The organism is Rhodococcus sp. 008 (genome assembly GCF_001682295.1).
Taxonomy (GTDB): domain Bacteria; phylum Actinomycetota; class Actinomycetes; order Mycobacteriales; family Mycobacteriaceae; genus Rhodococcus_F; species Rhodococcus_F qingshengii.
In genome coordinates this window covers 389432-402564 of record NZ_CP012749.1, presented here as the reverse complement: position 1 = coordinate 402564, position 13133 = coordinate 389432, and the positions used below count along the sequence as shown (strand labels likewise).

The window sequence follows — 13133 nt, the reverse complement described above, 5'->3', positions numbered from 1 at the left end:
TGTGGCCTGCGGGTATAGCGAGAGGGCCCGAAAAATGGTGTTTGTCTGTTTATAGTGAGGCGCAGAACGGTTTCCGACCCGAGGAGAACGCGTGCGTCATCCGAAGCTCGCCGCATTGACCGTGGCCCTGACTGCAGTACTGGTGATGCCGGTAACGCAGAGCGTGGCTCAACCATTCCCCTTCGACCCCGGCAGTTTCGGCAACGGAAGCACCGGATCGTTGGGGAGCGACGACCCGGACATACCCATCGAGGACACCCTCCCGCAGTTGTCGGTCACCACACTGGTCGACGGACTCGACCACCCTTGGGACGTGGTGGCGGCCCCGGACGGTGCAATCCTGACCGGACAACGATCCGGCGGATTCTTCGTTCGCCGAGGCGACAACACGACAGGTCCAGTCGCTGCTGACCTTTCGGATCTCTACGCGCAGTCCGAAACCGGTCTCATGGGTATCGCGCTTGCCCGCGACTTCGCTCAGTCGCGCACCCTCTACACCTGCCAGGGATTCAGCGCTGGGGGAGTCACGGACGTTCGAGTGATCTCGTGGACCGTCGACGCCGGATGGACCGCACTCACGCGAACCGGAACTGTACTGCCAGGAATCCCGGTCTCGTCCGGGCGTCACGGGGGTTGCCGAATTCTTGCGGCGCAGGACGGAACGCTGTTCGTCGGGACGGGTGACACCGCGACGCCGAGCGTCCCCCAGGATCCGAATTCGCTGGGCGGCAAGGTCTTGCACATCAACGCCGACGGAACTCCGGCGGCGGGGAATCCGAATGCTTCCAGCCCGGTCTACACGCTCGGGCACCGCAACGTCCAAGGCTTGGCCGTGCAACCCGGAACCGGCCGGGTGTACTCGGTTGAACAGGGCACAAGCGTCGACGACGAAGTCAACCTGCTTACCCCCGGCGGAAATTACGGCTACCGCCCGGATCGGCTTCCCGGAACGTACGACGAATCCGTGCCGATGACCGATCCCGTGCGAGTGCCGGGAGCGATTGCGGCGGTGTGGCGTTCGGGTAGCTCGACGTTGGCTACCGCCAGCGCTGCCTTCACCGGTGGAGCTGCATGGGGTGCCTGGGACGGTGCGCTCGTAATGGGTGGCCTCAAGAGCAAGGAACTGATCTTCCTCCGCCTGAGTGCCGACGGACGCTCGGTCGACGCGCAGACCTTCGGGTTGGAGAACCAGTTCGGTCGCTTGCGGTCGGTGACCCCGACGCCCGACGGCTCGCTCCTGGTGACCACCGACAACGGCGCCGGCGACAAGGTGCTGCGGGTGACGCCTACGCCCTGATCTTCAGTACCAGGCGATGACCCGGCACGGACCACCCGAACCACCCGCATGCGTCGGCGCTCCCACCATCACCGTGGCGCCGACGGCCGGAAGTGCGGACAGATTTGCGAGGGCTTCGACTGCGTACTTTCCTGAGCCCAAAGCGCTTCGGTGAGCCCCGTGGGTGGTGCTTCGGCCCGCGTCGATGCTGAGGGTGTCCGAGCCCACGGCGACGATGTTGCGCTCGCGGACGAGAAAGTCGATCGCCTCGGGGTTGAATCCCGGTGTGTGTTGCACGCCGAGTGCATCTCGATTCGTGAAGGCGCCACCGGCACCGGCCCGGGTATCCCAACCCGAGTTCATCGCAACCAGGCTGCGGGGAGCGATGGTCCCGTGGAGGGACTCCCAATCGAGGATGTCCTGGCGGGTGAGCAGTGTGTCGGGGTCGACGGAGGCTCGGGCACTGATGTCGACGACCGCAATCGGCACGACGAGGTCGGCGACGGGAATCTTCTCGACGGTGATTCCGTCCGCACTGGCGTGTGCGGGAGCGTCGATGTGAGTACCAGTGTGTTCTTCGAGGCGGAGTTCGTTGAGGTAGAAGTTTCCACCTGACCCGGCGGAGCCGAGCGAGCCCAGAGATCCGGCGGCGTCGGCGATCTTCGCCAGGTTCCTCATCTCGAACGAGCGCGCGCCCGGCCACACCGGGAACTCCGGCGTCAGTACGTGGGTCAGATCGACGATGGTCTGACCTGTTGGTGCTGCCGACGCAGTGGGCTGTACAGCGCCGGCCATGACGGTCGCGCCGAGGGCACCGGTGCCCAGCGCCGCGAACATCGATCGACGGCTGATCTTCCTGCCTTCGCGTCCTATCGATTCGTAGACCTCCGACAAGACCTTCGGTGAGCACATCAGAAACTCCAGATCACTGGGATCAACACCGTTGCAACTATCAGGAACCACAACAACATCGGGAGTCCGAGCTTCCAGTAGTCGCCGAACTTGTAACCACCAGGGCCCATCACCATCATGTTCGCGGGAGTGGCTACGGGCGTCAGGAAGGAGGCCGCGGCAGCGACGGTGACCGTCATCAGAAGGGGCAGCACCGAGATGTCGAGTTCGATGGCGACCGAGATCGCGATCGGCGTGATGATCAACGCGGTTGCAGTGTTGCTGATCAGCTGGCCCAGAGTCGCCGTCACGACGAAGAGTCCAGCGACGACGACATACGGGCTTGCCCCACCGACGACGTCGACAAACGCATGCGCGAGCTTTTCGGCCGCGCCGGTCTGCTGGATTGCGGTCGACAGCGGGATCATTCCGCCGACGAGAATCAACGTGGTCCACGAGATGGACCGATGCGCCTGCTCGACGCTGATGACTCGCAGCAGCACCATCGCACATGCCGCGAGGAGTCCGGCTATCGCGGACGGCACCAATCCGAACGTCAGCATCACTACCATCGCCGCAACGACGACGAGAGCGATGACCGCGCGGGTTCCCAACGGGGCTGCCTGCTTACGGATCTGGGCAGGCGCGTCGACCACGAGGACGTTCGGATCGACGGCGGTGTGGGTGTCGAGATCGTCCCAGCTTCCTTGCAGGAGAAGCGTGTCACCGGCCGCCAACTTGACGCCCTTGGGGCCGCAGTCCTCACCGGCGCGCTGGACTGCGAGTATCACCAGATCTCCACTGTCGGTCACCATGCCCGGAAAAGCCCTGTCGCCGATCATTTCCGAGCGCGGCGGGATGATCACTTCGACCACGCCGTCGTGCTTGGTGATCAAGGGCTCTGCGGACGGCGCATCCTTTCCCATGAGCTGATACTGCTTCGCGAGGGTCTTGGCATGCCGGCTCAGGTCAGGCGACATCGACGTCCCCGCACGATGGGGGAGGACGTGAGGACCGAGAAGTACGGCGATCGCAATCGTTCCCAATACGAGCGGCGCACCGACCAAGGTGAAACTGAAGAACCCGAAAGCACCGGCCCCGGATTCCTCGGCGGCTTCGGAAACGATGATGTTGACCGGTGTTCCGGTCAAGGTGAGCATCGATCCGGCATGGGCGGCAAATGCCAACGGCAGAAGCAGTTGTGACGTCGATTTACCGAGACGTACCGCCAAGACGACCACCATCGGTACCAACGCGGCTACGGCCCCGTTGACGCTGATCAATGCGGTCAACGCGGCAACCAGCAACATGATCGCACTCACGAGACGGACTCGGGATTCGCCGACTTTCGCCAGCAGTTTCTCGCCCGCCCACGTGGTGACACCGGTGGCGTCGAGGGCTTCGCTGACGACAAAAAGCGCGGCGATGAACACCACCGTGGGATCGCCGAATCCGGCGAGCGCCTGCTCCATCGTGATCACACCGGTGGCGTACAGCGCCAGGGCAGTGCCGATCGCGATGATGCCGACCGGGATTCGCCCGATCACGAACAGCGCCACGACCAGTGCAAGCACGACGAAAGTGATGGTGATGTCATTCACGATTCGTAAAGGTACCTGCTCAAACAGAACGGCCCCGTCTCGCAAGTGAGACGGGGCCGTGGGACGGACGCGAGGGGAATTAGTTGGAGGCGGCGATGCGGGCCTTCTCGAGAGCGGCCAGCGTGCGAAGAACCGTGGCCTTCTGCTTGTTCAGATCGCTCAGTCGTGCGCGAGCCGGCAACCCTTGTGCGAGTTCGGCGACCTTGATCTGCTCGTCGATCGAACCGAGCTGATCGAGAAGCCCTAGGACGCGCGTCTGGAGCGTGTCGATGTCCACGGTGTCGGTCTTGACCGGAGCGGCAACGCGCGTCGCTGTGCCCGTGCTGGCGGGGCGGGAAGCGCGTGCGGGTGACGTGTCGGCGACAACCGTTGCGGCGCGGGGCCGAATTGCCTTGCGAACAGCGGCCGCATCAGGAAGGACGTCCATACGGATCTCGTTCAGGACTCGGCGTGCCTCGCGTGCGTTGACGCGGTACTCGCGCTCTTCGTCGTCGTCGGACTGCAGCGTGCCGCCGAGCGGGCGCAGACCGTACATGCCGAGGAAGCGCTTGGCGTCGTCGATGATGCCTTCGTTTTCACGGCATTTTCCGCAGCGGGGTTCGTTGCGGAACATGTCCACGGAGTTGTCGTCTCCGCACCAGACACAAGATCCTGGGCGCCACCGCCGGATCGTCGGAACTGATGAATTCAGGGAATGAGATTCGGGCCGGGATTCCAGGGTTTGCGCGTCGATCACGACGAGCCACACTAGGCGAAGATTGCGGCGCGGTGAACACCGCCCCAACATCGACCTGGGTTTCTCGACGGGAGCGTGATCAAGATCATGTCAATCGTCGCATTCGGTGGTATTCGTGTGTCCCACAGGTGGTTTCATGATGACCGGGTGGTCTGTTTCTGAGAGGTTCACGAAGACGACGACGGGCGCGTACCGGTGACCGTGAAGTCACAGGTACGCGCCCGTAGTGCGGCGCGAGACTAGGCGCTGCCGTTGAACAGCGAAGTCACAGAACCGTTCTCGAAAACTTCCTTGATGGTGCGAGCGAGCAGCGGTGCGATGGACAGCACCGTCAGCGTCGGGAACTTCTTCGACTCGTCGATCGGAAGTGTGTTGGTGACAACAACTTCCTTCGCGCCACACGTCGACAGACGCTCGGCCGCAGGGTCGGAGAGGACGCCGTGGGTTGCAGCGATGACGACGTCACCTGCACCGGCCTCCTTGAGCACCTTGACCGCGCCGGCGATGGTTCCGCCGGTGTCGATCATGTCGTCGATCAGGATGCAGGTGCGACCTTCGACCTCACCGACGACGCGGTTGGACTTGACCTGGTTGGGTACCAACGGGTCGCGCGTCTTGTGAATGAATGCCAGCGGTGCTCCGCCGAGCGAGTCGGCCCACTTCTCGGCGACACGAACGCGCCCCGAATCGGGGGACACCACCGTGATGTTCTCGAGGTTGTAGCCCGCGCGAATGTGGTTGGCCAACTGGCTGTGTGCGTGCATGTGATCGACGGGGCCGTCGAAAAAGCCCTGGATCTGATCGGTATGCAGGTCGACCGTGATGATGCGATCGGCGCCGGCGGTCTTGAGCAGGTCGGCAATCAGGCGAGCGGAGATCGGCTCGCGTCCGCGATGCTTCTTGTCCTGGCGGGCGTACGGGTAGAACGGAAGAACGGCGGTGATGCGCTTTGCCGATCCACGCTTGAGAGCGTCGATCATGATGAGCTGCTCCATCACCCACGTGTTCAGCGGTGCCGGATGACTCTGCAGGACGAACGCATCGGAGCCGCGAACCGACTCTTCGAATCGAACGAAGATCTCACCGTTCGCGAAGTCGCGCGCGGTCTGCGGGGTGACGCGGATGTCGAGTTCCTTCGCCACCTGCTCCGCCAACTCGGGATGTGCGCGACCCGAGAACAACATCAGGTTCTTCTGGTTGTCGATCCAATTCGCAGTCACTGGTTCATGCCGTCCTTTTGTACTTGCCGGTCGATCTGGTGGTGATCTGTGCTGTCTGTTGTGCAGGGCTGTCAGGTTGTTGCAGGGCCGTCAGGTTGTGCAGCTGCTGCAGCGGCATCTGCCGCGGGTGTGCCGGGACGATTCTTCTGGACCCAGCCCTCGATGTTGCGCTGCACCCCACCCGAGACGGCGAGCGCCCCAGGCGGTACGTCGTTCTTCAAGACCGTGCCCGCACCCGTGTATGCGCCGTCTCCCACGACGAGAGGGGCGACGAACATGGTGTCGGAGCCTGTTCGGACATGCGACCCCACCACAGTACGGCTCTTGTTCACCCCGTCGTAATTGACGAAGACGCTCGAAGCTCCGATATTGCTGTGATGGCCGATGGTGGCGTCGCCGACGTAGGTAAGATGCGGAATCTTCGAATGCTCGCCGATATCCGCGTTCTTGGTTTCCACGTAGGCGCCGATCTTGCCGTGTGCCCCGAGGCGGGTACCAGGCCGGAGATAGGCGAAGGGGCCCACAGTCGCGTCCGCGCCGACAACGGAGTCGGTCCCGTGCGAGCGGACGACTACTGCGCGCTCACCGACTCTCACGTTGTCCAAGGTGGTATCCGGGCCGATCACGGCGTCTTCGCCCACCGAGGTCGTGCCGGTCAACTGAACTCCGGGCAGGAGCGTCACGTCCTGTGCGACGTGCACGCCGCAATCTATCCATGTGCTCGCAGGATCGACGACGGTGACGCCGGCACGCATCCACTTCTCGAGGATCCGACGGTTCATCTCGCGGGCGAGCGTCGAGAGCTGCACGCGATCGTTGGCGCCCGCGACGAGAACCGAATCCGCGATGTGCTGAGCACGAACACGCTTGCCCGCGCGACGGGCGATCATGATCACATCGGTGAGATAGAACTCGTGTTGTGCGTTGTTGGAGTCGAGGGACGCCAGCGCGTCGCGCAGAGTTTCGAAGTCGAAGGCGTAGACCCCTGAATTGACCTCGGTGATCGAGCGCTGCGAATCGGTGGCTTCCTTCTCCTCGACTATGGCGTTCACCTCGCCGTCCGTCGTACGAAGGATTCGCCCGTAGCCGGTGGGGTCGACGGACGTCGACGTCAACACCGTCACCGCGGCCGCGGGAGCAGCCGTGTGCTGGGCGAGGAGGTCTGCGATGGTCTTGCCGTCGAGCAGAGGCACGTCGGCGGCTGTGACGAGTACGGTCCCGGAGAAGTCGGCCGGCAACCCCTCGAGCCCACAACTGACAGCGTGCCCGGTGCCCTTCTGCTCGTCCTGAACAGCGACGGTGACGGAACGGTCCAGTTCCCCGGCGACTGCGTTCACGGCTTCGGTGACACGCTCACGATCGTGACCGACGACGGTCACCAGGTGCGTGGGATTCAGTGAGGTTGCCGCGTGAAGCGAATGTGCCAGCATGCTGCGTCCGGCGAGAGTGTGGAGGACCTTGGGAGTCTTCGACTTCATTCGTGTACCGGCACCCGCTGCGAGAACGATCACGGCGGTCTGCACTGGTTTGAGCTCCCTCTGTCGATCAAACTGTCGATCAAGACATACATTCCGCTCGGGAAAGCATGTTGTTCACCAGCTCCGCCGCCAGGACTCGAACCTGAACTATCTGAACCAAAATCAGAGGTGCTGCCATTACACCACGGCGGATTGCCACGCATTGCCGAGCCTTGCGGCCGAACGCGCGAAAGAATAATCGCATGCCGACCCGCCGTAGGTCGAACCGCTCCTCCGATCGGGCCCCCGAAGTCCCGATAGGCTGAGCGTCCACAGCAGTGATTTGTGTGTCGGCGAGAGGAAGACAATGGCGACGGTGTCCGGTTCGGGTGGCGGGGATCCAGTTCCCGAACGAGTGACACGGATCCGGATGACCGGTACCCAACGTCGGCAACAGCTGATCGAGATCGGTCGGGCATTGTTCGCCGAACGGGGATACGAAGCGACCTCGATCGAGGAGATCGCCCAGCGCGCGAACGTGTCCAAGCCTGTCGTGTACGAGCACTTCGGCGGCAAGGAGGGGCTGTACGCCGTCGTAGTGGACCGGGAGATGTCGCGACTCCTCGAGATGATCACGTCTTCGCTCTCACAAAATCGCTCGAGAGTTCGAGTCGAGCGGGTTGCGTTGGCTTTGCTCACCTACGTGGAAGAGCACACCGACGGATTTCGGATACTCGTGCGCGATTCGTCCGTTGTCGCGCCCAGTGGGACATATTCGAGCTTGCTCAACGATGCGATCAGTCAGGTGGGCTACCTGTTGGCGGGGGACTTCTCCAGACGCGGTTTCGACCCCGGACTAGCAACGATGTATGCACAGGCGCTTGTCGGCATGGTGTCCACTACGGCTACTTGGTGGCTCGACGAACGGACTCCGTCGAAGGAAGTTGTCGCCGCTCACCTCGTGAATTTGTGTTGGAATGGGCTGACGAATCTGGAAGCCGATCCACAATTGGAGGGTTAACCAGGCGCGCCTGCCGCGCAGAGATGGATCGCGGTCTAAGCTGTGTTCGCTGTATCACGATCGTTTGATGGGCAAATGTCTCATTTGTTTGCAGGGTGGGTTGAATGCCGAACCGTGCCATCCATTTTGACGCTGTGAACGGGTAAGACCAAGAATTCGTTCGATGTGTGGTGATTGGAGGCCGGATCGATGGTGAGGCAAGAGCGGGCAGAAGCCACCCGTGATTCGGTGCTGCGCGGAGCAGCGGGTGTGTTCTTGCGCCTGGGCTATGCCAATGCCAGCTTGAGCGAGATCATCGCCGAGTCGCAGGTGACCAAAGGCGCCCTGTACTTCCATTTCGGGTCCAAGGAAGAACTCGCGCGGGCGGTGATAGATGAGGGTTCGGCACGTTTCGACGCAAAATGTGAGCTCTGGTTGGACCGTCGAACTCCCGCACTCGAGTCACTGATCGGTATTTCGTCGGTCATCGTCGACATCGGTGCGCATGACGCCATGGTTAGAGCGACGTTCCGCTTGTTGGTCGAGATCGGGGACTACCGGGGCTCCGGGCCGGCGACTCTGGACGTGTGGCTCGACATTTACCGTGAACTTGCCAGCCGTGCCGCCGACGAAGGTGATCTGCGTTCGGACGCGGATTCTGCTGACATTGCTCGTTTCCTGTTGGAAGTTGCGTCGGGAGTTCGGCTGATGGCAGCCGCGACCGGGACCGTTCGTGAGCTTTCGGACTCCATGAAGGCATCGTGGAATCTGATACTTCCGATCGTGGTCCCGGAATCGAAAGTGGAGTACTTCAGGCAATTCGCGGCCCGTCGCCTTGCCAGTGATCACTGAAATCACTGGCTCTCCGCACTGCTCCTTTGGTCAATTTGCTGCAAATGTCCTGGTAGGGACATTGTTCTCTTTATTCTGCATTCGAAACAAACTAAGAGTATGTTTATAGTGTTGATGGGAATCTGGAAGTCCGATCTTGCCGTCAATCTTCGGATTGCGGTATGTTCTATCGGTAGCTGAAGAATTGCTGAGAATGAAGGTTTGTCAGGGCAGGGTGACGGCGTCGGCGCACCGGGCAGCATAGGGGGCTGCCCGGCGTGTACGACCCCAGATGGGGAGTCGACAGATGGGTGACACTGCGCCGACGCCGACGCCGATGCTCGACATCGGCCCGCGGATCGGCTGTGACGTAGTGAACGTCGTGGATGTCACTCGAAGTATCGAACTCTTCGGGCGGAGGTATCTCGATCGGACCTTCACCCCGCACGAATTGCAGACGTGCGCCGGGCCGGCGCGGGATCAACGATTGGCTGCACGTTTCGCCGCCAAAGAGGCTGTGGTGAAGGTACTGCGGCCTGGTGACGTTCCCGTTCCGTGGAGTTCCATCGAAATCACTCGGGCCGAGTGGGGTGGCTGTGGGGTGACGCTGTCCGGTAATGCCGCGGAACTCGCGCGGACCCAGGATCTGCACGATTTTCAAGTATCTATCTCGCACGAAGCGGACGTGGCCATCGCAATGGTGATCGCAACACGCTCGGGCGCTCGCATCGAAAAGAAGGACGACATCGCTGATGATTGATCAGGCAATTCGGAAAGTGCTCGTCGAGCACGGTCGGCTGGCAGTCGACGTGAGCACGATCGACGGAGAGGCCGATCTTTACGAGTTGGGTTTGACGTCGCACGCGAGCGTGAATGTCATGTTGGCGCTGGAGGATTCGTTCGACATCGAGTTCCCTGACGAGTTGTTGCGGAAGAGTACTTTCGCAAGCGTCAAGGCGATCGAGGGTGCGTTGACGGAGTTGGGTGCTGCATGAACGCTCCGCAATCGCAGTGCTCCACCGGAACGGCCCTCGAGCGGGCCGCACGGTTGGCCGACGAAGTTGCAGCGGTGTGGGCCGACGAAGTCGATGCAGAAGCAAGGTTTCCGCGTGAAGCTGTCGACGCCATGCGAAGCGAACGGCTGCTGTCCGTAGCTGTGCCGAGGGAACTAGGCGGCGAAGGGCTCTCGCTGCAGGAAGTGTCGCAGATCGCCCGTGTGATCGGAACACGCTGTGCAGCAAGCGGAATGATTTTCGCGATGCATCAGACGCAGATATACTCGTTGGTCAAGCACGGCAACACCGAAGCACTACGCGAGTTTGTCGAAGAAACGGTCGACAAGCAATTGCTGTTGGCATCGGCAACCACTGAGCTGGGAATCGGTGGTGACGTCAGCCGGAGTTACTGCGCGGTGGAAGACTTGGGCGGTCACCTGCTGTTGATCAAGAACGCGCCTGTCATTTCGTACGGTGAACACTCCGACGCGATAGTCGTGACGGCTCGGCGAACACCGGAGAGTCAGCCGAACGATCAGGTTCTCGTGGTGTGTCGTACCCCAGACCTGACGCTCGAACGCACCACCGAGTGGAACACGCTGGGGCTGAGGGGAACTTGCAGTCTCGGTTACATCCTTCGGGCCACCTCGACGCCGGAGATGGTCGCCGACGTACCGTATTCCGATATCTCCACCCACACGATGCTTCCGGTCTCGCACGTCGTCTGGAGTTCGGTGTGGTTGGGAATTGCCGACGCTGCAGTCGAGAAGGCGCGCAAGTACGTGCGTGCCGCCGCCCGCAAGCAGCCCGGGGTCACTTCCCCCGGAGCGCTGCGGCTCGCCGAAGTTGCCGCTTCGGCACAACAATTCGCCGATCTCGTCGGCGCCTCTGCGCGCAGGTACGACCGCGCAGTCCACGCGGAGGAAGGCGTTGCCGATTTCGAGGCGACGGGAGCGGTGGGATTTTCGCTCGCGATGAACAACCTGAAAGTCACAGCGTCGACAGCGGTGGTGGAAATCGTGGGGCAGACAATGTTGATCTGTGGAATCTCGGGATATCGCGAGGACACCGAATTTTCGCTCGGTCGGCACCTTCGTGACGCGCACGGCGCAGCGGTGATGGTGAACAACGATCGAATCATGGCAGGTTCAGCGCACATGGCCATCGGATACCGGGGAACGCTATGACGAACGAGACTGTGACGACCGAGACTGTGACAGGCGAGACCGATCTGGATCGGGCCCGGGCTGCATTTCAACGTGAACTGCTCGTCGAAGGACTTCTCGTCGAGACGGAGGTGCCGGGACTCTACGGGCGTTCCGGCGTGTTCGAGGACATCGTCGACGGTATCGACCGAGTGGTGATTGCAGCGGGGCCAGGCGACGCCGCGACTCGGCTGCGGTTCCCGCCGGTGTTCCCGCGGAGCAGTTTCGAGCGCACCGACTACATCGCTTCGTTTCCCAACCTCACCGGCGCCATCAACACCTTCGCCGGTTCCAATCGCGATCACGCGCGACTGCTGGCCGATCGCGCCGAGGGACAATCGTGGGACCGCCACCTCGAGCCGACCGAGACCATGCTCGTGTCCGCAGCGTGCCATCCTGCCTATGCGCGGTACACCGGAGTTCTGCCCGAAGGCGGCGTGCTGCTGGACATCTACGGTTTTTGCTTCCGGCACGAACCGGCGATCGATCCGGCTCGCATGCAAGCGTTTCGGATGCACGAGTTCGTGACGATCGGTGACGCCGCGGCAGCGCGAGCGCATCGCGAGCATTGGATCGAGCGGGGGCTCGAGGTGCTCGGCCGGCTCGAACTCGACGCTACCCCGGTGATCGCCAATGATCCTTTCTTCGGGCGCGCCGGAAAGATGCTTGCAGCCAACCAGCGTGAAGAGAATCTCAAGACGGAACTGACAGTTCGGCTCTACGGAGATCTCGACGAGGGCACGGCGATCGTGTCCTCGAACAACCATCTCGACCATTTCGGTGTCAACTTCGACATCCGAACGGCGGAGGGGGAGGTGGCACACAGCTCGTGCGTCGGCTTCGGGATGGAGCGAATCGCGTTGTCCTTGTTGCGGACTCATGGTCTTGACGTGGCTGCATGGCCAACCTCCGTTCGTGAACGAATGGGCATCTGATGTCACGGCTGATCGACATTTCACCTGATCGCTACCGGCCCCATTCGTTGCACCAGGACGACCGCGTGTGGGCGCAGACCAACTGCTACACGGATCTGTGGATCGAAGTGTTGCATTCGCTGGGATTGGACCCCGTCCCGGCATTGGCATGTGCCTTCTCATCGCGGTTCGACGGGACTCAGTGGACGTTCCTCAAGCTCAAGGCCGAGGACATCTACGCGCTGTACGGAATCGAAGTCGCCGAGATGAACGTCTGGCGGGCACCGCTGATCCACGTCGAGGACAACCTCGCGGTTGGGATGCTGTCGACGGTTGAAGTGGACGGATACTGGCTTCCCGACACTCTTGGAACGAGTTATCACGAGGGGCACACCAAGACCACGATCGTGCCCAATCGGATCGATCGCGTTGCCGGCGAGCTCGAGTACTTTCACAACAGCGGGTACTACTTGCTGCGAGGCGACGATTTCTCCGGCGTCTTCGATCTCGATCGTTCCTCACTTCCTTCGTTCGTGCCCTACGTCGAACAGATCAGGTTGAATCCGGTTCACGCGACCAACGCCGGAAACATCGCCGAAGTGGCTCGGCGGAATGTAGCGGTTCGAGCGGTGGGTAATCCCGTGCGAGAGCTGGGACGCAAGGTGATCGACGACCTCGAATGGGTGCAGGGGGCGGGTATGGATGCCTTTCACCTCTGGTCCTTCGGGCTACTTCGTCAGTGCGGGGCCAGCGCGGAGCTGGCCGCCGACGCCAGCGAGTTCTTGGACACTGCAGGTTTCTCCGGGACAGGCGAAGCTGCGCCAGATTTCCGCAAAGTGGCATCCGGTGCCAAGAGCGTGCAGTTTCAGATGGCGCGTGCCTCCAGGGGCCGCGCGGTGGACCCGCGTGAGCAACTCGACGAGATGGCCGTGTCGTGGAAGAGGGCGATGGAAATCGTTGCCGACACAGTCGGCGTCGACTCGCATCGACACCTGAGGTTGGTCTGA

Annotated in this window: 13 protein-coding genes and 1 tRNA gene; 8 read left to right on the top strand and 6 right to left on the bottom strand. The window is 62.0% G+C overall.

Annotation, left to right across the window (positions count from 1 at the left end):
• The first annotated feature begins 91 nt into the window (after nt 1-91).
• Nucleotides 92-1297 (top strand): PQQ-dependent sugar dehydrogenase, encoded by a 1206-nt coding sequence (locus AOT96_RS01780; protein WP_058037014.1) that lies wholly within the window; start codon nt 92-94, stop codon nt 1295-1297.
• A gap of 3 nt (nt 1298-1300) precedes the next feature.
• Here the strand turns inward: AOT96_RS01780 and AOT96_RS01775 are convergent, their stop codons facing one another.
• The 6 genes from AOT96_RS01775 to AOT96_RS01750 form a co-directional block, all read right to left on the bottom strand.
• Nucleotides 1301-2188, bottom strand: coding sequence for a cyclase family protein (locus tag AOT96_RS01775; protein WP_030536286.1), 888 nt, complete (start codon nt 2186-2188; stop codon nt 1301-1303).
• Nucleotides 2188-3768 carry an SLC13 family permease gene (locus AOT96_RS01770; RefSeq protein WP_007728891.1) on the bottom strand — a complete coding sequence of 527 codons (1581 nt, stop codon included), beginning with the start codon at nt 3766-3768 and terminating at the stop codon, nt 2188-2190. The genes AOT96_RS01775 and AOT96_RS01770 overlap by 1 nt, the downstream gene beginning before the upstream one ends.
• Before the next feature lie 79 nt (nt 3769-3847).
• Nucleotides 3848-4504: a hypothetical protein gene (locus AOT96_RS01765; protein ID WP_030536285.1), complete on the bottom strand. Its 657-nt coding sequence runs from the start codon at nt 4502-4504 to the stop codon at nt 3848-3850.
• Between the two features lie 239 nt (nt 4505-4743).
• Complete coding sequence (locus tag AOT96_RS01760) at nt 4744-5688, bottom strand: ribose-phosphate diphosphokinase (RefSeq protein WP_202426084.1); 945 nt, start codon at nt 5686-5688, stop codon at nt 4744-4746.
• A 107-nt stretch (nt 5689-5795) separates the two neighbouring features.
• Nucleotides 5796-7247, bottom strand: coding sequence for a bifunctional UDP-N-acetylglucosamine diphosphorylase/glucosamine-1-phosphate N-acetyltransferase GlmU (gene glmU, locus AOT96_RS01755; protein ID WP_083197577.1), 1452 nt, complete (start codon nt 7245-7247; stop codon nt 5796-5798).
• Nucleotides 7248-7323: 76 nt separating this feature from the next.
• A tRNA-Gln gene (locus AOT96_RS01750) sits at nt 7324-7394 on the bottom strand.
• A 154-nt stretch (nt 7395-7548) separates the two neighbouring features.
• On the opposite strand from AOT96_RS01750, the gene AOT96_RS01745 reads away from it, so the two are divergent.
• The 7 genes from AOT96_RS01745 to AOT96_RS01715 all read left to right on the top strand — a co-directional run bounded on the left by AOT96_RS01745 (nt 7549) and on the right by AOT96_RS01715 (nt 13133).
• Nucleotides 7549-8202, top strand: coding sequence for a TetR/AcrR family transcriptional regulator (locus tag AOT96_RS01745; protein WP_003946303.1), 654 nt, complete (start codon nt 7549-7551; stop codon nt 8200-8202).
• A gap of 189 nt (nt 8203-8391) precedes the next feature.
• Entirely contained in the window at nt 8392-9033 is a 642-nt protein-coding gene (locus tag AOT96_RS01740; RefSeq protein WP_003946317.1) for a ScbR family autoregulator-binding transcription factor, read from the top strand.
• 286 nt (nt 9034-9319) lie between these two features.
• On the top strand, nt 9320-9772 hold the full coding sequence (locus AOT96_RS01735) for a holo-ACP synthase (protein WP_065351224.1): 453 nt from the start codon (nt 9320-9322) through the stop codon (nt 9770-9772).
• Entirely contained in the window at nt 9765-10007 is a 243-nt protein-coding gene (locus AOT96_RS01730; RefSeq protein WP_003946296.1) for an acyl carrier protein, read from the top strand. The genes AOT96_RS01735 and AOT96_RS01730 overlap by 8 nt, the downstream gene beginning before the upstream one ends.
• Nucleotides 10004-11194: an acyl-CoA dehydrogenase family protein gene (locus AOT96_RS01725; protein WP_042448906.1), complete on the top strand. Its 1191-nt coding sequence runs from the start codon at nt 10004-10006 to the stop codon at nt 11192-11194. The genes AOT96_RS01730 and AOT96_RS01725 overlap by 4 nt, the downstream gene beginning before the upstream one ends.
• Nucleotides 11191-12147 (top strand): amino acid--[acyl-carrier-protein] ligase, encoded by a 957-nt coding sequence (locus AOT96_RS01720; protein WP_007728880.1) that lies wholly within the window; start codon nt 11191-11193, stop codon nt 12145-12147. Before AOT96_RS01725 ends, AOT96_RS01720 begins: the two co-directional genes overlap by 4 nt.
• On the top strand, nt 12147-13133 hold the full coding sequence (locus tag AOT96_RS01715; RefSeq protein WP_003946304.1) for a DUF1839 family protein: 987 nt from the start codon (nt 12147-12149) through the stop codon (nt 13131-13133). The genes AOT96_RS01720 and AOT96_RS01715 overlap by 1 nt, the downstream gene beginning before the upstream one ends.

Excerpts from the sequence above, each read along its gene's own strand:
- AOT96_RS01745 (WP_003946303.1), top strand. The coding sequence starts at position 7,549 with ATGGCGACGGTGTCCGGTTCGGGTGGCGGGGATCCAGTTCCCGAACGA.
- AOT96_RS01740 (WP_003946317.1), top strand. The coding sequence starts at position 8,392 with ATGGTGAGGCAAGAGCGGGCAGAAGCCACCCGTGATTCGGTGCTGCGC.
- AOT96_RS01720 (WP_007728880.1), top strand. The coding sequence starts at position 11,191 with ATGACGAACGAGACTGTGACGACCGAGACTGTGACAGGCGAGACCGAT.
- AOT96_RS01735 (WP_065351224.1), top strand. The coding sequence starts at position 9,320 with ATGGGTGACACTGCGCCGACGCCGACGCCGATGCTCGACATCGGCCCG.
- AOT96_RS01715 (WP_003946304.1), top strand. The coding sequence starts at position 12,147 with ATGTCACGGCTGATCGACATTTCACCTGATCGCTACCGGCCCCATTCG.
- AOT96_RS01725 (WP_042448906.1), top strand. The coding sequence starts at position 10,004 with ATGAACGCTCCGCAATCGCAGTGCTCCACCGGAACGGCCCTCGAGCGG.
- AOT96_RS01730 (WP_003946296.1), top strand. The coding sequence starts at position 9,765 with ATGATTGATCAGGCAATTCGGAAAGTGCTCGTCGAGCACGGTCGGCTG.
- AOT96_RS01760 (WP_202426084.1), bottom strand. The coding sequence starts at position 5,688 with ATGTTGTTCTCGGGTCGCGCACATCCCGAGTTGGCGGAGCAGGTGGCG.
- AOT96_RS01775 (WP_030536286.1), bottom strand. The coding sequence starts at position 2,188 with ATGTGCTCACCGAAGGTCTTGTCGGAGGTCTACGAATCGATAGGACGC.